This is a genomic window from Nocardioides luteus, from assembly GCF_014648595.1.
GTDB classification, from domain to species: Bacteria; Actinomycetota; Actinomycetes; order Propionibacteriales; family Nocardioidaceae; genus Nocardioides; species Nocardioides luteus.
In genome coordinates, this window is the sequence record NZ_BMRK01000019.1 from 18,671 (window position 1) to 37,145 (window position 18,475).

An 18,475-nucleotide genomic window follows, 5' to 3' on the forward strand; every position below is an offset into this window, starting at 1 on the left:
GTACGTCGATCGACTTGGCAGACGGTGACGACTCGACCGACGCGAGTGACGTTTCGACCGTCCTGGACGACGCTTCGGCCGGCTTGGCTGACGCTTCGATCGTCGCGGGCGACGCCTCGGCCGACGTGGCTGACGGCTCGCCGCATCGAAGCGGGGATGCCGGGATGCGTACGGCGGTGCTGTCGCTTTCTCGGAAGGTGCAGGCCTCGGCCCACCGGATCCAGGAGGAGTCGACGCGGATGGTGGCCAAGTTCCCCGCCGAGCCGGACGTGCTCGAGGCGGGGATGCGGGTCGACCACGCGGCGGCGCAGCAAGCGCGGATGGCGCAGAGCATCGCGACGCTGTGCGGGGAGCAGCCCGGGCAGCACTGGCGCGACCCGCTGGCGATCGCGGACGTCGTACGCGGCGCCGCCGGCCGGATCACCGCCTACCGCCGCGTCCGGGTCGAGGGTGACCCGCCGGTCGCGGTGCAGGGTGCGTTCGTGGAGCCGCTGATCCACCTGGTCGCCGAGCTTCTCGCCAACGCGACCCAGTCCTCGCCGCCGGCGACCGACGTGCTGGTGACGATCCGGTCCGTACGCCGCGGCGCGGCCCTCGAGATCGACGACGCGGGCGTCGGCATGGACGAGACCAACCTGGCCTGGATGCGCGAGATCGCCTCCGGCACCCGGCAGGTGCGGCTGCAGGACCTCGGCGAGATCCCGCAGACCGGGCTGGCCGTGGTCGGCACCTACGTACGCCGCCACGGCTTCCGCGTGGACCTGACCGAGTCGGTCCACGGTGGGCTGCGGGTCGCCGTGCTCGTCCCCGAGTCGATGACCACCCCGCTGAGTCCGTCCGCGGTCGGCGAGCTGACGGTGGGTGCCTCGGGCACACCCGCGGGGACCGCGCTGCCCACCTCGCTCCTCGCCCAGGCCCCGAAGGCCCCGCCCGCTCCCGCCTGGCCGGTTCACAGCAACACCTCGGCACCCGAGGCGCTCCCGCCCGCCGACCAGCCGGCCGAGATTCCCGAGCCGTCCGAGACCCCCGCACCGTCCCTGTTCACCTCCGACGGCCTCCCCCAGCGCCGCTCGAAGCGCGGCCAGCGACCACCGACCGGCGCGCAGCCGGCCGCGAACCCGGTCGTCCAGCCCCGGTCGGAGCCGACCGCGGAGCAAGCGGGAGCATGGATGAGCAGCTTCCTCAGCGCCCCGGCCACACCCGCGGCCGGCACGGCGATCCCACACCATGCCGTCGACCCCAAGGGCGGCAGCACCACCGCGGAGACCGATTCCGCACCCGAGAACCTCTGGAGGAACCATGACCGATGAGAACAGCTGGATGCTGGAGCTGGTCGCAGGGGTACGCGGCGTACGTCATGTCGTGGTCCTCTCCGCCGACGGTCTCGTCCGGGTCCGCACGAGCCACACCCCGCGTGAGGAGGCCGACAAGCTGGCCGCCGCCTGCGCTGGCCTGACCTCCCTCGGCCACGGGATCAGCCGCCAGTTCGGCGCCGACGCCCACCCGCGCCAGGTGATGGTCGAGTTCAACGGAGGCTTCCTGTTCATCCGCGGCGCCGGCGACGGCTCCCGCCTCGCGGTGGTCACCGAGATGAGCATCGACCCGGCGCTGGTCGCCCAGCAGATGCAGGCAACCGTCCTGATGATCGGAGAACGCGCGATGAGCACCCCGAGACGCTCGATCTGAGTCGATGCCTGACGTGCCCGACTCCGCTGACGACTTCTACGTCGACCATCCCATCCGGTTCTACGTCCGCACCGGCGGCCGTGCACGGCCGACCCACCGGCTGACACCGGCGACGCTGCTGATCGGTCTCACCAGCCCGTCGGCAGCACCCGCCTCGGTGGGCCGCCAGGAGCGCGAGGTCCTCTCCCAGTGTCTCGGCGTGATCGCGATGGCGGAGATGGCCGTCCACCTCGGCCAGCCGGTCAGCGTCCTCGCGGTGATCGTCTCCGACATGATCGACGCCGGCCTGATCGGCATCCGTCCCGACAGCGACGCCGCCGCCGGCCCGTCCCGCGAAACCCTCCAGAAGGTGCTGCATGCTCTCAACCACCTCTGACGACAACCACTATCTGGCGCCCACCGTCGTCGAGTCGGTCAAGATCCTGGTGGTCGGCTCGTTCGGGGTCGGCAAGACGACACTGATCGGCTCGGTCAGCGAGATCGAGCCGCTGCGCACCGAGGAGTCGATCACCCAGGCCAGCGAGGGGATCGATGAGCTCGACGCGACCCCGGAGAAGTCGACGACCACGGTCGCGATGGACTTCGGCCGGCTCACCCTGACCGACGAGATCGCCCTCTACCTCTTCGGCACCCCGGGCCAGCGCCGCTTCTGGGACCTGTGGGCGGGTCTGGCCGAGGGCGCGGCCGGTGCGCTGGTGCTGGTCGACACCCGCCGCCTGCAGGACTCCTTCGAGGTCCTCGACCAGCTCGAGACGCGTACGTCCCTGCCGTTCGTGGTCGCGATCAACCAGTTCCCCGGCGCGCCGAACTACGAGCCCGACCAGATCCGCACCGCGCTCGACCTCGACGACGAGACCCCGATCGTGGTGTGCAACGCCAAGAACCGCAACGCCTGCGCGCGGGCGCTCGCCGCCCTCGTGCGCCACGCCCTCAAGACGCGCTGACCCACCCAGAGCTGACCCACCCAGAGCTGCCACCCAGAGCTGACCCACCCAGCAACGACGAACAGGCCACACCTCGATGAACCCCGTCCGCACCGTACGTCTCGCCGAGCTCGACGACCTGGTCCAGGCCCCCGACACCGTCGGGCCGCGGGCCCGGGAGGTGCACGAGAAGCTGAGAGCCGAGTGGGGACCGGTGGCGCCGGGCGAGCTCTCTCCCGGTGTCCGCTGCTGGTTCGTGATGGGCTACGCCGAGTTCAGCGAGGTGATCCGCAACGAGGAGCTCTTCTCCCGCAACGGCGACAACTGGAGCGCCGTGCAGGAGGGTCGGATCACCCCCGACATGCCGATCTACCCGTTCGTGACGACCCGGCAGAACTCCTTCCACAACGACGGCGAGCTCCGCCGACGGCTGCGCTCACCCGTCGACCGGGCGCTCAGCCGGGTCGACGAGCACGGCTACGCCGCCCAGGTACGCGGCATCTGCAACAGCCTCGTCGACGACATGCTCGAGCGGGGCGAGGCCGACCTGGTCCAGGACTACGCCGTCCTCATCCCGCTGCTCGCGGTCGCCGCGATGTTCGGCATGGGCCCCGAGGTCGGCGACTCCATGCGCAAGGCGGCCCACAAGGTGCTCGGCGGCGGCCAGCTCGCCCAGGAGGGCGTGATCGAGCTCGCCGTCGAGATCGTCGACCACATCGCCAAGCGCCGTCGCGACCCCCAGAACGACCTGACCTCCCACCTGATCGACGACCCCGGCCTGTGGGACGACAACGAGGTCATGGAGGCGATGATCGTGATGATCATCGCCGGCAACGAGCTCACCATCGCCACCATCACCCAGACGCTGCTGCTGATCCTCTCCGACCAGCGCTTCGCGGGTCGGCTGCGCGGCGGCCGGCTCGGTGTCGACCAGGCGATCGAGGAGGTGATGTGGCGCGACCCGCCGTGCTACAACATCACCCCGCGCTTCGCGCTGCGCGACGTCGAGCTCGGCGGTCAGCTGGTCCGCAAGGGCGACGCGGTCGTCCCGTGCGTAGCGGCGGCCAACGTCGACCCGATGATGACCGGCGGCGACCCGTGGGTCGAGATCGGCAACCGTGCCCACATGTCCTGGAGCGCCGGGCCCCACTCCTGCCCCGCCCAGCGGCCGGGCACGATCATCGTCCAGGCAGCCGTACGTACCGTTCTGGAGCGGCTTCCCGAGGTCACCCTCGCGGTGCCGGCCGACGAGGTCGAGCGCAACACCGACTCGCTCTCCTACCGCTACCCGACCTCGATGCCGGTCACGTTCGTCCGCCCGCTCGGCTGAGCTGGCGGACGAACGGGCGGATCGCGCCTAGGCAAGCGAGACGAGGTCCGCGTACTCCTCGTTCCAGAGGTCCTCGACACCGTCGGGGAGGATGAGCACCTTGTCGGGCTCCAGCGCGTGCACCGCGCCCTCGTCGTGGGTGACCAGCACGATCGCGCCCTCGTAGCGACGGATCGCGTTGAGCACCTCCTCGCGGGAGGCCGGGTCGAGGTTGTTGGTGGGCTCGTCGAGGAGCAGCACGTTGGCCGCGGAGACGACCAGCGAGGCGAGCGCCAGCCGGGTCTTCTCGCCACCGGAGAGCACCCCGGCCGGCTTGTGCACGTCGTCGCCGGTGAAGAGGAACGCGCCCAGCACGGTGCGGGCCTCGGTGTCGGTGAGCTGCGGCGCCGCGGACTGCATGTTCTCCAGCACCGAGCGCTTGGTGTCCAGCGTCTCGTGCTCCTGGGCGTAGTAGCCGACCTTGAGGCCGTGCCCGGGTACGACGCGACCGGTGTCGGGCTCGTCGACGCCGGCCAGGATGCGCAGCATCGTGGTCTTGCCGGCACCGTTGAGCCCGAGGATGACCACCCGGGTGCCGCGGTCGATGGCCAGGTCGACGGCGGTGAAGACCTCCAGCGCGCCGTAGGACTTGGAGAGGTCCTCGGCGGTGAGCGGGGTCTTGCCCGAGGGCGCGGGCGAGGGGAACTTGATCGAGGCGACCTTCTCCTGCTGCCGCTCGCCCTCGACGCCCGCCATGATCTTCTCGGCGCGCTTGAGCATGCTCTGCGCGGCGGTCGCCTTGGTGGCCTTGGCGCGCATCTTGTTGGCCTGGTCGGTGAGCGTCTTGGCCTTGTTCTGCGCGTTCATCAGCTCGCGCTTGCGCCGGGCCTCGTCGGTCTCCCGCTGGATCAGGTACTGCTTCCACGGCATGTTGTAGATGTCGATCACCTCGCGGTTGCCGTCGAGGTGGAAGACCTTGTTGACCGTCTGGGCGAGCAGGTCGTTGTCGTGGGAGATCACGATGAAGCCGCCCTTGTAGGACTTCATCCAGTCGCGCAGCCAGATGATCGAGTCGGCGTCGAGGTGGTTGGTCGGCTCGTCGAGGATCAGCACCTCGGCGCTCGAGAAGAGGATGCGCGCCAGCTCGACCCGACGGCGCTGGCCTCCGGAGAGCGTCTTCAGCGGCTGGTTCATGATCCGGTCGGGGATGCCGAGCGACTGGGCGATCTGCAGCGCCTCGGTCTCCGCGGCGTACCCACCGCCCGCGTCGAGCTCGTCGTGAGCGCGCTGGTAGCGCTTCATCGCCTTCTCGCGCACGTTCGGGTCCTCGGAGCCCATCTCCTCCTCGGCGACCCGCATGCGGCGTACGGCATCGTCGATCCCGCGCGCGGACAGGATGCGGTCCTTGGCGATCACCTCCGGGTCGCCGACCCGCGGGTCCTGGGGCAGATAGCCGATCTCGCCGGTGTTGGACACCGAGCCGGAGGCGGGCAGGTGGTCGCCGGCGAGCACCTTCGTCAGGGTCGTCTTTCCCGCGCCGTTACGGCCTACGAGCCCGACCTTGTCGCCGGGTCCGACTCGGAATGTGACGTTCTCCATCAAAAGTCTGGCGCCGACGCGGACTTCTAGGTCATGGGCAGTGATCATCTCCGTCACTAGTGTATGGGCGGGGCACCCGGCTCCACACATCACCACCTCCAGGGGGACAAGATGCGGTTCAACCCGAAGGCCAGACTCGACACCAGCCGGACCTCCGGTGGCGGTGGCGGCGGTGGCGGGTTCGGCGGTGGTGGGGCCCGCATCCCCATCCCCGGCGGCCGGGCCGGCGGCGGGATCGGCACCGTCGTCGTGCTGCTCCTCTTCTTCGTCCTCTCCCAGTGCACCGGCATCGGCCCCCAGGTCCTCGGCGACAGCGGCGGCGGCTCGACCTCGGTCGGCACCGGCACCTTCGGCGGGCTCCAGGCCGCCGACGGCGGCGAGACCGGCGACTTCGGATCCTGCAAGACCGGCGAGGACGCCAACAACGACGAGAACTGCGCGCTCGTCGCGCTCGAGAACTCCATGACCGGCTACTGGGACTCCCAGTCGGACCTCTCGGGCCGGTTCCAGCCCGAGCAGTCGGTCGTGATCTTCTCCGACCAGGTCCAGACCGGCGGCTGCGGCGCGGCGTCCAGCTCGGTCGGTCCGTTCTACTGCCCCGGCGACCAGACGATCTACCTCGACCCGACCTTCTTCGACTCGATCTTCGAGCAGCTCGGCGGCCAGGACACCACCTTCGTACGCGCCTACGTGCTCGCCCACGAGTACGGCCACCACATCCAGAACCTGCTCGGCACCATGGGCCAGGTCCGCACCCAGCAGGGCCCCGACTCCGACGCCGTGCGCCTGGAGCTTCAGGCCGACTGCTACGCCGGCATGTGGACCGCCGCCGCCGAGGGCGACGGCTTCGTCGAGGACATCACCGACCAGGACATCACCGAGGGCATCTCCGCCGCCAAGACCGTCGGCGACGACCACATCCAGTCGACCACCTCCGGCCGCGTCGACACCTCGCAGTTCACCCACGGCTCCTCCGAGCAGCGGATCGCGTGGTTCAAGAAGGGCATGACCACCCCCGACTCGATCCGTGGGTGTGACACGTTCCGGGCGCGGGATCTGGATCGGCCATAGCCGGTTCCAGGGATACCCGGTCGACCGGGTATCCCTGGACTTGACGGGCACTGAAACACCCGACAAGTCCACGAAGTGCCCGTCAACGCGCCGCGACCGTCTCACATGCCGAGCAGCGCCTCTACCAGCGGCGCCTGCTTCTGCAGGGTCCGCAGGTGGGGCGCGACGGCGGGGTGGCGGAACTTCGCGAGCAGCGGCCCCTCCCCCGGCGTGATCCGGCTCAGCGCCCACTCGGCCCGGCTGAGCGCGGTGTAGACGGCGCTGATCTGGGCGCCGAGGGTCGCCTCGGCGCGCGTCGCGAGGCCGTCGGGCAGCCCGAGGACGTACGCCTCCAGCAGGGGTTCGAACGCCTCGCGCGCATGCAGCAGGTAGAGCCCGAGGTCACCGCCGACAGGACCGTGCCCCAGGCACGACCAGTCGATGGCGATGAGCCGTTCGCCGTCCTCGGTGCGGCCGAGGAGGTTCTGCGGGGCGGGGTCGCCGTGCTGGGCGACCTGAGGCAGCTCGTCGAGGAGGTTGATGAAGTGCTCGCGTCGTTGCCAGAGCGTATGGGCGATGTCGGCCGCAGTCGTACGCATCAGGGTCGGCCAGCCGCCGTTGTAGTCGATCCGCGCCATCCGGTCGCGGAACTGGTTGCGCGCCAGCCAGCGCGCCCCGCCGAGGTCGGCACCGGCGAATCGGCCCATGGACAGCGCGGCGAAGAGACCCGAGTTGGCGGCGTCCTCGACCCACTCGGTGGTGAGCGTGATTCCCTCATCGTCCTCGACGACGCTCGTGCGTGGGGCGATCATGCCCGGGGTGTCGTCGACGAGACCGGCGGTCGCGACGTCCGCTGCCCGCCGCCAGTAGGCGAAGTGGCGCCGGCGGCTGAGCTCGGCGGTGTCGTACGCGCCCGGCTGCCCGAGGCGCTTGACCACCACCGGCTCCTCGCCCACAGCGGTGCGCCAGACCCCCAGCGTGGAGGGTCCGGTGCCTCCGGGAAGGACGAGCCACCCGGGGTCGGGCTGCCACATGCTTGCCAAAGTAGCGCATCTTCGCAGGTCGCAGCGGCATCCTTCGCCGCGACGCCCCGGCCGGGTGAGGAGTCCTGTGCCGAGGCGGATATCGTTGAGCCGATGTCCGAGACTGACTATTGCGAGCTGTGCGACCTGCCGAAGTCACAGTGCATCCATGGGCGGCCCCCGGCCCCGCCCGCTCCGGCCCCGGTGAAGAAGTCGACGACGCCCCGGGTCCGCAAGACCTCCTCCACGAGCAAGACCGCCTCTGCTCCGAAGGTCGTCACCAAGTCCGCTCCCCGCAAGTGGACCCCGCCCGCCGCCTTCGCCCCGCTCATCCTCGAGATCCTCGAGAACGCCGGCGGCTCGATGCAGGCCGACGCCGTGCTCGACGAGCTCGAGACCCAGCTCTCCGACCAGCTCCTCCCCGGCGACTTCGAGACCACTCCGGAGGGTGAGCTCCGCTGGCGCTACGCGGCCCGCCGTGCCCGCCAGGGCCTCCTCTCCGACGGGCTGATGACCAAGGGCACCCCCGGCGTCTGGCAGCTCCCCTAACCCGCCGAACCGTCAGAACTCGGCGTCGACACGTCAGAAATCGACGCCGAGAGGTCAACCGTCGGCGTTGAGCACCTCGATGTGCACCTTCTGCGCGTCCTCGATGGCCTGATCGAGCACCGCACGGTTCGGGTCGTGCACCGCCAGCCACGGCCCGCTCACCCTGAGCGAGCTCAGCCGCCGGTCCGAGAGCACGTCGTCGACCCCGCCGTGGTCGCCGCCGGTGACGAGCGGGCCGTCCAGCCCGTGGAGGATCCGGGCGGCGTGCTCGGCCGCAGCCTCGTACGCAGCGCTGGCCTGGTTCGCCCGCCGACGGGCGAAGCGCTGCTGGCTCCAGCCGCCCGCCTTGGTCTTCCCCTGCACGTGACGGCGGCCGATCTTGTGCTCGACGATCTCGCCGCCGCTCATCCGGGCGATCGCGAACCCGCCCTTGCGCACCAGCAGGATGCCCCACTCCCGCGGAGCCGACGAGGCAGCGACGAAGGCATCGACCTCGGCCGGCCCGGCGTACGTCTTCTCGAACGGCAGCGCCGCGATGAACGACGACCCGTCGGCGGCCGCGCCGGTCAGCGTGCCGGAGTCGACCGCGAGCCGGGTCTCGCCGTGGCGGCCGGCGAAGTTGTCGACCCAGCGCTGGATCCGAGCGAGCGGGACGGCGACGTTGGGCATGTCCGTACGCTACCGGTCGAGCTCGCGCACCAGCCGCTGCGGCGCGATGTGCCGATAGGCGTCCTCGCAGACCTCGGCGACCTCCGCCCAGTCGATCCCGCCGTCGAGCCGCATCCCGATCCAGCCCCGGCCACCGACATACGGCGGCACGAAGAACCGCTCCGGCTCGGAGGCGACCACCTCGTCCTGCACCCCCGCCCCCGCGGCCGCCCACAGGTGCGGCTCCGCGCGGTCGTGGTGTCCCTGCGGCCACAGCATCACGAACTGCTTCTTCACGAAGAACGCAGGCGAACCGTGGCTCACCCGCTCCTCGCTCTCCGGGAAGGCGAGGCAGATCCCACGGACCCGTTCAGTCAGCTCCTCCGGTGTCATCGGTCCATCATCCGACATCCCGGATCACCCGCGCGGGCCTTCCGGCCGCGACGACACCCGCAGGGATGTCGCTCAGCACCACGCTGCCCGCGCCGATCACCGTGTCGGCGCCGATCCTCACGCCCGCGGCCACCGTGACGCTTGTGCCCAACCAGACGTCGAGATACCACTCGCCCGCCTCGAGGCGGGCTCGCTGCTCGCCCACGCAGAGGTCACTCGGGCTTCGGCCAGACCAGCTCGAACTGCTCCATCACGACCGGCATGTCCTCGCTGAACTCGTGGTCGGGGCCGGAGAACTCGGTGAAGAAGCGCTCGTGGACCTCGCGCCAGTAGTCGAGCGAGAGGTCGCCCTCGCCCTCGAGCCGGGCGAACTCCTCGGGGACGTCCTTGAAGGGGGCCACGTCGACCTGGGTGGTGGCGATGAGGGCGCGAGGGTGGCCGCCGCCGTCGAGGATGATGCTCATCCCGCCCACGGTCGGGAACGGCTCCTCACCGCCGTCGAAGTCCCACATCGCGGTGGCGGTCGCCGTCTTGACCCCCTCGAGGACGAGGTCGAGCAGACCGTCGGCCTCCTCAGGGGTGCCGCCGAACGCCCAGGCGGGAGGCTGCAGCGCCTCCAGCGGTGAGGCGCCGAAGTAGCCCGGAGCGGCGCTCAGATGGGCGTGGTGCTTGACGTCCTCCCAGAACGCGGCGATCTCTGCCTCTTGCTCAGGATCGGTGGGGGCCATGACGGCGTCGTCGCTCATAGGCGACACTCAACCACAGTTCGGCCTAGGCGTGGCGGGACTCGTCGGACGTCTGCGGCGCGGAGGATCGCGCCATCACCAGACGCGCCTCGACCCGCCAGCCGAGGGCGACGTAGAGCGGCTCGCCCATCTCGCTGGCGAACAGGAGGCCGTGGTCCGCACCCGCCTCCCGGGCAGCCGCGGCGAGCAGGCTCATCACCGCGCCGCCCAGCCCGCGGCGGCGGTGGGCTGGGTCGGTCTTGATGCGGTCGGCGACCGCGTCGGAGCCGATGACGGCCATCTGTCCGCTCGCCGCCTCCTCCTCGGCCCCGGCCGCTCGCACCGTCACCTTGATCAGGCCGCCGTCGCGCACCGTCTCGGCGTGATAGCCCTCCGGCAGGTCCCGCGAGGCGTGGTCGGCGAGCGCGATCGACATCATCGCCTCCTCGTCGGCCTGGTCGGTCAGTCCGGCCTCGACGAACCAGGGGCGTACGCCGGCCGGCGACTCGGTCACCACCGAGAGCCACGCTTCGGGGGTCGCGCTCACCGTGTCGACGAGGTCGGCGAGCGTGTCGGCATGATCGGTCGCCACCCACTCGACCCGCCGCCCAGGCTCCCCCACCTCGACACGTACGCCGCCGGGGACCGCCACGGGCCGCGGGAAGGCTCGCGCGTAGGCCCATCCGCGAGCCCAGCGCACCACGAGATCAGGCAGGTCGGCGTCACGTGCGGCGGCCGTGATCCGGGCCTGCCGACCGCGATACCACTCCCCCAGCACCGTCGCGACCAGCACCGCGACGGCCAGCCCGAACGCCAGCGGGTCCCGGGTGTACAGGCCGATCAGCGCGAGAGCAACAGCGGCGACGTACCCGAACCAGATCCGACCAGGAGCCTCCACGTCGGCGGAGCCTACCCGGGTCGACCGAGCCGATCACGCAGCAGCGCCACACCCGGACCGGACAGGTCCGCCAGGGCGACCGACCGACCCGACAGCGCCATCGCCAGCGCCTCGCTCGGTCCCGCCAGCTCCGCACCGCCGCCACCCTCCGACGCCCACGACCACTCCTGGTCGGTCGCCCGGAGCGTGAGCCCCTCGAGGCGCTCGGCGGGCACCACCCCGAGCGAGGCCTGCTTGGTCGGCAGCCAGTCGAGCACGGCCCGCCAGTCCTCGAGCGGGACGTCGGTGTCGAGACCGAGCGGCCGGGCGCAGTCGCGCAGGTGGATGCAGTGGTCGGTGAACTGCCCCATCGGGCCGACCCCGGGCGCCGGCACCCGCTTCCCGGCGTACGTCCTCAGCAACCCGGTCAGCTCGGCGACCGGTCGGCGGGCCTGCTCCTCGGCGATCGCGGCCGAGGCGCGGTCGATGGAGCCACGGGTGAGCAGGGTGCGCCACAGCAGGCGCCCGATCCCGACGGAGAACGGCATCGCGCTGTGTCCGAGCACCTCTCGGACCGTCCAGGCCGAGCACAGGCTCTGCGTCTCGAGCTGCGACTCGTCGAGACCGTCGAAGAAGTCGGCGAGCAGACGACGGTTGGCAGCGGTGCGGGCGGCTACGTCCATGGCCTCAGCCTCTCAGAGAAACCAGTGGCCGCGCAGGGGCCCGGGTCAGTAGCGTTGTCACCATGCGCACCTGCAGCAACATCCACGAGATCCTGGGCAAGCCGTTCCAGGACGTGGTCTTTGCGTGCCCGGAGCCGCGTCTGCCGTAGGTGCTCACCGCACCGCCAGGGCCGCTCCGATCGAGGAGCGGCCCTTTCTCATGTTCAGCAGCACCACCAGGAGGTGAACGAGATGGAGATCATCACACTTTTCGGCGAAGGCAACAGCTCGAAGACCCACGAGCTGACCCTGAAGCACCCGACGCCGCGGACCGACGAGTGGGCCTGCGTGGGCGAGGACCCGGAGCTCTTCCATCCCGACGACCTCACCCAGCTCGCCGAGGCCCAGCAGGTCTGCGCGGCCTGCCCGATGAAGCAGGTCTGCCTCGACCTCGGTCTCGCCCGACGCGAGTTCGGCGTGTGGGGCGGTGTCCTGCTCGAGAACGGCAAGCCTCGCTCAGAGCCCAGAACCCCCGGTCGCAAGCCCTACAAGCGCAGCCAGGAGGCCATCGCAAAGGCCAGAAGCGTCGCCTGAAAAGACGTGGGAGTCCTGAGGTCACCCAGTGACCTCAGGACTCCCACTATGGGCGAACCCTCAGACGTTGAACCCGAGGGCGCGCAGCATCTCGCGGCCGTCGGGGGTGATCTTGTCCGGGCCCCACGGCGGCATCCAGACCCAATTGATGTGCACGTCGTTGACCATGCCCTCCAGAGCCGTCGAGGTCTGGTCCTGGATGACGTCGGTCAGCGGGCAGGCCGCCGAGGTCAGGGTCATGTCCAAGACGACGTTGGAGTGCTCCTCCACGTGGATCCCGTAGACCAGGCCGAGATCGACGACGTTGATGCCGAGCTCGGGGTCGACGACGTCCTTCATCGCCTCCTCGACGTCCTCGATCTTCAGGCTCGCGCCCTCGACCGTGGACGTACGCATCCCCTGCCACTCCGGAGCCTCGTGGCCGTGGCCGTGCCCAGCGTGGTCGTGACCGGCATGGTCGTGACCGGCGTGGTCGTGTGTGCTGTGGTCGGTCTCAGTCATCATCTCTCCTCGGTGAGCGCACGATCGTCGGCCTGGGCGGTGGCGTCCTTCCAGGCCATCCACGAGAGCAGCGCGCACTTGATTCGGGCGGGGAACTTGGCGACGCCGGCGAAGGCGATGCCGTCCTCCAGAATGTCCTCGTCGGGCTCCACCTGGCCCTTGCCCTGCATCAGCCGCAGGAACTCCTCGTGGACGACCATCGCCTCGTCCACCGTCTTGCCGACGACCAGGTCGTTCAGCACCGAGGCGGATGCCTGCGAGATGGAGCAGCCGAGGGCGTCGTAGGAGATGTCCTCGATCTTGCCGTCCTCGACGTGCACCCGCAGGGTGATCTCGTCGCCGCAGGTCGGGTTGACGTGGTGAACCTCGGCCTCGAAGGGGTCGCGAAGACCCTTCCCGTGCGGGTTCTTGTAGTGGTCCAGGATGATCTCCTGGTACATCGCTTCGAGGTTTGCTGCAGTCATCACTGGTCCAACTTGAAGAAGCTGCGTACGTATTCCAGCCCCTCGACCAGCGCGTCGATCTCGGCGGGCGTGGTGTAGAGGTAGGACGACATCCGGTTGGAGGCCTGTACGCCGAACCGCTGGTGGGCCGGCTTGGCGCAGTGGTGTCCGGCGCGGATGGCGACGCCCTTGGAGTCGAGCACCTGGGCGACGTCGTGCGGGTGGACACCGTCGAGCTCGAAGGAGATCGCGCCGCCGCGCTTGCTCGCGTCGGCGGGGCCGAGCACGCTCACGCCCGGGACGGTCGCGAGCCGCTCCAGCGCGTAGGCGGTGATCGCCTCCTCGTGGGCGTGGATGTTCTCCATGCCCACGTGCATGAGGTATTCCAGCGCGGCCCCGAGACCCACGGCCTCGGCGATCGGCGGGGTGCCGGCCTCGAACTTGTGCGGGATCGGGGCGTAGGTGGACTTCGCCATCGTCACCGTGGCGATCATCTCGCCACCACCGAGGAACGGCGGCAGCGCCTCGAGCGCGGCACGACGGCCCCACAGGACACCGATCCCGGTCGGTCCGACCACCTTGTGGCCGGTGAAGACCAGGAAGTCGGGCCGCTCCTCGTCCGTCATCGACGCGAGGTCGATCGGCAGCACCGGCGCGGCCTGAGCCGCGTCGACGACGACGAGCGCACCGACCTCGTGGGCCTTCCGGGCGATCTCGGCGACCGGGTTGACGGTGCCGAGCATGTTGGAGACCCAGGTCAGCGCGACGACCTTGGTGGCGGGCGTGATCAGCTCGTCGATGTTCGACAGGTCGAGCTGACCGTCGTCGGTGAGCCCGAACCACTTCAGCTCCGCCCCCGTACGCTCCGTGGCCAGCTGCCACGGGACGATGTTGGAGTGGTGCTCCATCTCGGTGGTCACGACCACGTCACCGGCACCCAACGGCACCGTGTTGGCGACCAGGTTGAGGCCCTCGGAGGCGTTCTTGGTGAAGATCACCTCGTCGCGCTCGGGTGCGCCGAGGAAGCGCGCGACGGTGTCGCGCGCCCCCTCGAACGCCTCGGTGGCCTCAGCACCCAGGTGGTGCATCGCCCGGGCGATGTTGGCGTTGTGCCGCTCGAGGTGGTCGACCATGGTGTCGATCACGACCTGCGGCTTCTGCGAGGTGTTGGCGCTGTCGAGGTAGACCAGCGGGGTCTCGCCGCCGTCGAAGGTGCGCTCCAGGATCGGGAAGTCCTTGCGGACCAGATCCAGGTCAGGCAGCAGACCCTTCATCTCACACTCCTGCCGTTGTGTACTTCTCGTAGCCGTTGGCCTCCAACTCCTCGGCGAGCTCGGGGCCGCCCGACTCCGCGATCCGGCCGGCGACGAAGACGTGCACGCGGTCGGGCTTCACGTAGCGCAGAATGCGGGTGTAGTGGGTGATCAGCAGCACCGACTTGGCCTCACGGGCGCGGAAGTCGTTGATGCCGTCGGAGACCACCTTGAGGGCGTCGATGTCGAGGCCGGAGTCGATCTCGTCTAGCAGCGCGAAGGCCGGGTCGAGGATGTCGAGCTGGGCGATCTCGTGACGCTTCTTCTCACCGCCGGAGAAGCCCTCGTTGACCGAGCGCTGGGAGAAGGACGGGTCGAGGTGCATCTTGTTCATCGCACCGTTGACGTCCTTCACCCACGTACGCAGCTTGGGGGCCTCGCCGTCCAGCGCCGTCTTCGCGGTGCGGAGGAAGTTGGCCACGCTCACGCCGGGGACCTCGACGGGGTACTGCATCGCGAGGAAGAGACCGGCCTTGGCGCGCTCGTCGACCGACATCTCCAGGACGTCCTCACCGTCGAGGGTGACGGTGCCGCCGGTGATGGAGTACTTCGGGTGGCCGGCGATCGAGTAGGCAAGGGTGGACTTGCCCGAGCCGTTAGGGCCCATGATCGCGTGGGTCTCGCCCGAGTTGATGGTCAGCGTGACGCCCTTGAGGATCTCCTTGGGACCGTCCTCGGTCTCGACAGAGACCTGCAGGTCCTTGATCTCCAGCGTGCTCATGCGTTGTCCTTCGTGATCAGGGTGTTGATGTTTTTGGCGAGCTCGGCCTCGACCGTGCTGGTCAGCTTCTCCTCGAGCTCGGGGACGCCGATGTGGCGGATGAGGTCGTTGAAGAAGCCGTGCACGACCAGGCGCTTCGCCTCGGTCTCGGAGATGCCGCGGCTCTGGAGGTAGAAGAGCTGCTCGTCGTCGAAGCGGCCGATCGCCGACGCGTGACCCGCGCCCTCGATCTCGCCGGTCTCGATCTCCAGGTTGGGCACGGAGTCGGCCCAGGCACCGTCGGTGAGGATGAGGTTGCGGTTCTCCTCGTAGGTCTCGATGCCCTCGGCCTCCTTGCGGATCAGCACGTTGCCGATCCAGACCGCGTGGGCCTTCTCGCCCTGCAGCGCACCCTTGTAGACCACGTTCGACTTGGTCTTCGGGGCGGTGTGGTCGACGAAGAGACGGTGCTCGATGTGCTGACCCTCGTCGGCGAAGTAGAGGCCGAGCGACTCCACGGAGCCGCCGGGGCCGGCGTACTCGGCCGAGAAGTCGTGGCGCACCACGTCTCCGCCGAAGCTCACCGAGACGTGCTTGAGGGTGGCGTCGCGGCCCACCTTCGCGTGCTGGGTGGAGAGGTGGACGGCGTCGTCGGCCCAGTCCTGGACCGAGACCACGGTGAGGTCGGCGCCGTCCTCGACGACGATCTCGATGTTGTCGGCCACGACCGCGGAGCCCTCGAAGACCAGCACGACGGTCGCCTTGGCGAACTTCTCCGCGACGATCACCGCGTGACCGGCGCCGGCCGTCTCCGAGCCGGTGCCCTGGTGGCGGATGATGGTCGCGCCCTCGACGACGGTGTCGGTCGGGACCCGCACGACGGTCGCGCCGGTGCTGGCCGCCCAGGCCCGCGCCGAGACGCGGTCGGTCGGGACCAGACCCGATGTGCCGCGTACGTCAGCGTCGGCCGCCACGGTCTCGACGGTCACGCCCGCGGCCGCCTCGACCTCCACCTTGGTCGCACCGTCGGCGAACGGGGCGGAGTCGTGGATGCCCTTGAGGCGCTTGAGCGGGGTGAACCGCCAGATCTCCTCGCGACCCTTCGGCACCTCGTGTGCCTCGACGTCGAAAGAGCCTTCGGGGTGGAGGTGGGACTCGACCTTGTCGAGCTCCAGAGCCTCCTGCACAGCTGCGGTCATCAGCCGACCGCTCCTTCCATCTGCAGTTCGATCAGGCGGTTGAGCTCGAGGGCGTACTCCATCGGGAGCTCCTTGGCGATCGGCTCGACGAAGCCGCGCACGATCATCGCCATCGCCTCCTCCTCGGCCATACCGCGGGACATCAGGTAGAACAGCTGGTCGTCGGAGACCTTCGAGACCGAGGCCTCGTGACCCATCGAGACGTCGTCCTCACGGATGTCGACGTAGGGGTAGGTGTCCGAGCGCGAGATCTGGTCGACCAGGAGCGCGTCGCACAGCACGTTGGACTTCGAGCCGTGGGCGCCCTCGTTGACCTGGATCAGGCCGCGGTAGGAGGTGCGGCCACCGCCGCGGGCCACCGACTTCGAGAGGATGCTCGAGGAGGTGTTGGGGGCGGCGTGCACCATCTTGGCGCCCGCGTCCTGGTGCTGGCCCTCGCCGGCGAAGGCGATGGAGAGCGTCTCGCCCTTGGCGTGCTCGCCCATCAGGTAGACCGCCGGGTACTTCATGGTCACCTTGGAGCCGATGTTGCCGTCGACCCACTCCATGGTGGCGCCCTCCTCGCAGGTGGCGCGCTTGGTGACCAGGTTGTAGACGTTGTTGGACCAGTTCTGGATCGTCGTGTAGCGAACGCGGGCGTTCTTCTTCACGATGATCTCGACGACCGCGGAGTGCAGCGAGTCGGACTGGTAGATCGGCGCGGTGCAGCCCTCGACGTAGTGAACGTAGGAGCCCTCGTCGGCGATGATCAGGGTGCGCTCGAACTGGCCCATGTTCTCGGTGTTGATCCGGAAGTAGGCCTGCAGCGGGATGTCGACGTGGACGCCCTTGGGCACGTAGATGAACGAGCCACCGGACCACACCGCGGTGTTCAGCGCGGCGAACTTGTTGTCGCCGACCGGGATCACCGTGCCGAAGTACTCCTGGAAGATCTCCGGGTGCTCCTTGAGCGCGGTGTCGGTGTCGAGGAAGAGCACGCCCTGCGCCTCCAGGTCCTCGCGGATCTGGTGGTAGACGACCTCCGACTCGTACTGCGCGGCGACACCGGCGACCAGGCGCTGCTTCTCCGCCTCCGGGATGCCGAGCTTGTCGTAGGTGTTCTTGATGTCCTCGGGCAGGTCCTCCCAGCTGGTGGCCTGCTTCTCCGTGGACCGCACGAAGTACTTGATGTTGTCGAAGTCGATGTCCGAGAGGTCTGAGCCCCAGGTGGGCATCGGCTTGCGGCCGAAGAGCTTGAGACCCTTCAGGCGCAGGTCGAGCATCCACTCCGGCTCCGACTTCTTGCCGGAGATGTCGCGCACGACCGCGTCGTTGAGACCACGCTGCGCGGCAGCACCGGCGACGTCGGGGTCGGACCAGCCGAACTCGTACTTCCCGATGCCCTTCAGCTCGGGGTTGAGCTCCTCGATGGAGGTCATGTCGTGACCTGCTCCTTCTTCTTCGAAACTTCGCCGGACCCGGAGGACCCGGGAGGGATGTGCGTCGTGCAGACACCGTCGCCGTGAGCGATGGTGGCCAAGCGTTGTACGTGGGTGCCGAGCAGCTTCGCGATCGCGTCCGTCTCCGCCTCGCAGAGCTCGGGGAACTCCTGGGCGACATGGGCGACCGGGCAGTGCTGCTGGCACAGCTGCTCACCGGCGTCCTGACCGTTGATCAACGGCAACTCCCTGACGGAGGCCGCGTAGCCGTTGGCCGTGAACACGTTCGCAAGCACCTGCGCGGGGCTGAGGTCCGTCTCGCCGGCGGCGATCCGGTCCAGTCCCTCTTTGATGAACGCCGCGCGGCGCTCTGCGAATTCCCGCACGCCCTCTTCACCCGCCACCTCGGCGAGGAACCGCAACGCCTCCACCGCCAGGTCGTCGTACTTCTTCTCGAAGCCGTCCCGTCCCTGGTCGGTGAGTGCGAAGAGCTTGGCCGGACGGCCCCGTCCTCGGGACGATGCGGTGCGCGGCTGACGCTGCTCCACCGCCTCCTCCTCGGCAAGGGCGTCCAGGTGGCGCCTGACCGCGGCCGGCGTGAGGTCGAGCCTCTTGGCCAGCGCCGCAGCCGTCTGCGGACCGTCGACGAGCAGCGAGCGAGCCACCCGCTGACGGGTGCTCTCCTCGCTGGTCTCTGCAGGCTGCAGAGTGGTCTCGTCGAATTTCACAACACCATTGTGACGTTATTCCCCAAGCCGATTCAACGAAGGTGACCCTTACTTGCTCGGACATGGGTGATCCATCACCGCCGGATCGCCTTCATCGCCTGCTCGCCCCCCCCCCCCCCCCCCCCCCCCCCCCCGC

General features: G+C 69.4%; 23 protein-coding genes. 8 read left to right on the plus strand and 15 right to left on the minus strand.

Annotated elements, in window-relative coordinates:
• From IEY81_RS19465 to IEY81_RS19485, 5 genes are all read left to right on the plus strand, one after another.
• Positions 1-1,310: ATP-binding protein (locus IEY81_RS19465; protein ID WP_268244511.1), on the plus strand; the 1,310-nt coding region annotated here is incomplete at its 5' end.
• A complete protein-coding gene (locus IEY81_RS19470) occupies positions 1,300-1,686 on the plus strand; it encodes a roadblock/LC7 domain-containing protein (RefSeq protein ID WP_165111020.1) in 387 nt (128 codons plus the stop codon). The genes IEY81_RS19465 and IEY81_RS19470, both read left to right, overlap by 11 nt.
• 13 nt (positions 1,687-1,699) lie before the next feature.
• The gene (locus IEY81_RS19475) at positions 1,700-2,062 is read left to right on the plus strand and encodes a DUF742 domain-containing protein (protein WP_189120154.1); all 363 of its coding nucleotides are present in this window, start codon (positions 1,700-1,702) and stop codon (positions 2,060-2,062) included.
• Positions 2,043-2,630, plus strand: a complete 588-nt coding sequence (locus tag IEY81_RS19480) for a GTP-binding protein (protein ID WP_189120155.1) — start codon at positions 2,043-2,045, stop codon at positions 2,628-2,630. The genes IEY81_RS19475 and IEY81_RS19480 overlap by 20 nt, the downstream gene beginning before the upstream one ends.
• Before the next feature lie 76 nt (positions 2,631-2,706).
• Positions 2,707-3,939, plus strand: coding sequence for a cytochrome P450 family protein (locus IEY81_RS19485; RefSeq protein WP_189120156.1), 1,233 nt, complete (start codon positions 2,707-2,709; stop codon positions 3,937-3,939).
• Between the two features lie 27 nt (positions 3,940-3,966).
• Here IEY81_RS19485 and IEY81_RS19490 read toward each other — a convergent pair whose 3' ends face one another.
• Entirely contained in the window at positions 3,967-5,565 is a 1,599-nt protein-coding gene (locus IEY81_RS19490; RefSeq protein WP_189120157.1) for an ABC-F family ATP-binding cassette domain-containing protein, read from the minus strand.
• Positions 5,566-5,628: 63 nt separating this feature from the next.
• Between IEY81_RS19490 and ypfJ the strand changes: the two genes are divergently transcribed.
• On the plus strand, positions 5,629-6,588 hold the full coding sequence (ypfJ, locus tag IEY81_RS19495; protein WP_189120158.1) for a KPN_02809 family neutral zinc metallopeptidase: 960 nt from the start codon (positions 5,629-5,631) through the stop codon (positions 6,586-6,588).
• Positions 6,589-6,689: 101 nt separating this feature from the next.
• Here the strand turns inward: ypfJ and IEY81_RS19500 are convergent, their stop codons facing one another.
• On the minus strand, positions 6,690-7,601 hold the full coding sequence (locus IEY81_RS19500; protein WP_189120159.1) for a phosphotransferase: 912 nt from the start codon (positions 7,599-7,601) through the stop codon (positions 6,690-6,692).
• Between the two features lie 102 nt (positions 7,602-7,703).
• On the opposite strand from IEY81_RS19500, the gene IEY81_RS19505 reads away from it, so the two are divergent.
• Complete coding sequence (locus tag IEY81_RS19505; protein WP_189120160.1) at positions 7,704-8,138, plus strand: hypothetical protein; 435 nt, start codon at positions 7,704-7,706, stop codon at positions 8,136-8,138.
• A gap of 54 nt (positions 8,139-8,192) precedes the next feature.
• On the opposite strand, the gene IEY81_RS19510 is transcribed toward IEY81_RS19505, so the two are convergent.
• Genes IEY81_RS19510 through IEY81_RS19535 form a run of 6 tightly spaced genes read right to left on the minus strand, consistent with a single transcriptional unit; the run spans position 8,193 to position 11,464 of the window.
• Positions 8,193-8,807 (minus strand): acVLRF1 family peptidyl-tRNA hydrolase, encoded by a 615-nt coding sequence (locus IEY81_RS19510; RefSeq protein ID WP_189120161.1) that lies wholly within the window; start codon positions 8,805-8,807, stop codon positions 8,193-8,195.
• 9 nt (positions 8,808-8,816) lie between these two features.
• Complete coding sequence (locus IEY81_RS19515; protein ID WP_189120162.1) at positions 8,817-9,179, minus strand: MmcQ/YjbR family DNA-binding protein; 363 nt, start codon at positions 9,177-9,179, stop codon at positions 8,817-8,819.
• A 7-nt stretch (positions 9,180-9,186) separates the two neighbouring features.
• Positions 9,187-9,384 (minus strand): LbetaH domain-containing protein, encoded by a 198-nt coding sequence (locus IEY81_RS24320; RefSeq protein WP_189120163.1) that lies wholly within the window; start codon positions 9,382-9,384, stop codon positions 9,187-9,189.
• 7 nt (positions 9,385-9,391) lie between these two features.
• On the minus strand, positions 9,392-9,925 hold the full coding sequence (locus IEY81_RS19525) for an ASCH domain-containing protein (RefSeq protein WP_229788010.1): 534 nt from the start codon (positions 9,923-9,925) through the stop codon (positions 9,392-9,394).
• A 25-nt stretch (positions 9,926-9,950) separates the two neighbouring features.
• A complete protein-coding gene (locus IEY81_RS19530) occupies positions 9,951-10,802 on the minus strand; it encodes an N-acetyltransferase (RefSeq protein WP_189120164.1) in 852 nt (283 codons plus the stop codon).
• Between the two features lie 11 nt (positions 10,803-10,813).
• Positions 10,814-11,464 (minus strand): maleylpyruvate isomerase family mycothiol-dependent enzyme, encoded by a 651-nt coding sequence (locus tag IEY81_RS19535; protein WP_189120165.1) that lies wholly within the window; start codon positions 11,462-11,464, stop codon positions 10,814-10,816.
• A gap of 231 nt (positions 11,465-11,695) precedes the next feature.
• Between IEY81_RS19535 and IEY81_RS19540 the strand changes: the two genes are divergently transcribed.
• Positions 11,696-12,037, plus strand: coding sequence for a WhiB family transcriptional regulator (locus tag IEY81_RS19540; RefSeq protein WP_189120166.1), 342 nt, complete (start codon positions 11,696-11,698; stop codon positions 12,035-12,037).
• A gap of 60 nt (positions 12,038-12,097) precedes the next feature.
• Here IEY81_RS19540 and IEY81_RS19545 read toward each other — a convergent pair whose 3' ends face one another.
• From IEY81_RS19545 to IEY81_RS19575, 7 genes are all read right to left on the minus strand, one after another.
• Complete coding sequence (locus tag IEY81_RS19545; protein ID WP_189120211.1) at positions 12,098-12,433, minus strand: metal-sulfur cluster assembly factor; 336 nt, start codon at positions 12,431-12,433, stop codon at positions 12,098-12,100.
• A gap of 104 nt (positions 12,434-12,537) precedes the next feature.
• On the minus strand, positions 12,538-13,002 hold the full coding sequence (sufU, locus tag IEY81_RS19550) for a Fe-S cluster assembly sulfur transfer protein SufU (protein WP_189120167.1): 465 nt from the start codon (positions 13,000-13,002) through the stop codon (positions 12,538-12,540).
• Positions 13,002-14,255 carry an aminotransferase class V-fold PLP-dependent enzyme gene (locus tag IEY81_RS19555; RefSeq protein WP_189120168.1) on the minus strand — a complete coding sequence of 418 codons (1,254 nt, stop codon included), beginning with the start codon at positions 14,253-14,255 and terminating at the stop codon, positions 13,002-13,004. Before IEY81_RS19555 ends, sufU begins: the two co-directional genes overlap by 1 nt.
• A gap of 1 nt (position 14,256) precedes the next feature.
• The gene (sufC, locus tag IEY81_RS19560; protein ID WP_189120169.1) at positions 14,257-15,015 is read right to left on the minus strand and encodes a Fe-S cluster assembly ATPase SufC; all 759 of its coding nucleotides are present in this window, start codon (positions 15,013-15,015) and stop codon (positions 14,257-14,259) included.
• A complete protein-coding gene (sufD, locus tag IEY81_RS19565) occupies positions 15,012-16,193 on the minus strand; it encodes a Fe-S cluster assembly protein SufD (protein ID WP_189120170.1) in 1,182 nt (393 codons plus the stop codon). Before sufD ends, sufC begins: the two co-directional genes overlap by 4 nt.
• Positions 16,193-17,611: a Fe-S cluster assembly protein SufB gene (sufB, locus tag IEY81_RS19570; protein WP_189120171.1), complete on the minus strand. Its 1,419-nt coding sequence runs from the start codon at positions 17,609-17,611 to the stop codon at positions 16,193-16,195. Before sufB ends, sufD begins: the two co-directional genes overlap by 1 nt.
• Positions 17,608-18,339: a helix-turn-helix transcriptional regulator gene (locus tag IEY81_RS19575; protein WP_189120172.1), complete on the minus strand. Its 732-nt coding sequence runs from the start codon at positions 18,337-18,339 to the stop codon at positions 17,608-17,610. The genes sufB and IEY81_RS19575 overlap by 4 nt, the downstream gene beginning before the upstream one ends.
• Positions 18,340-18,475 lie beyond the last annotated feature (136 nt).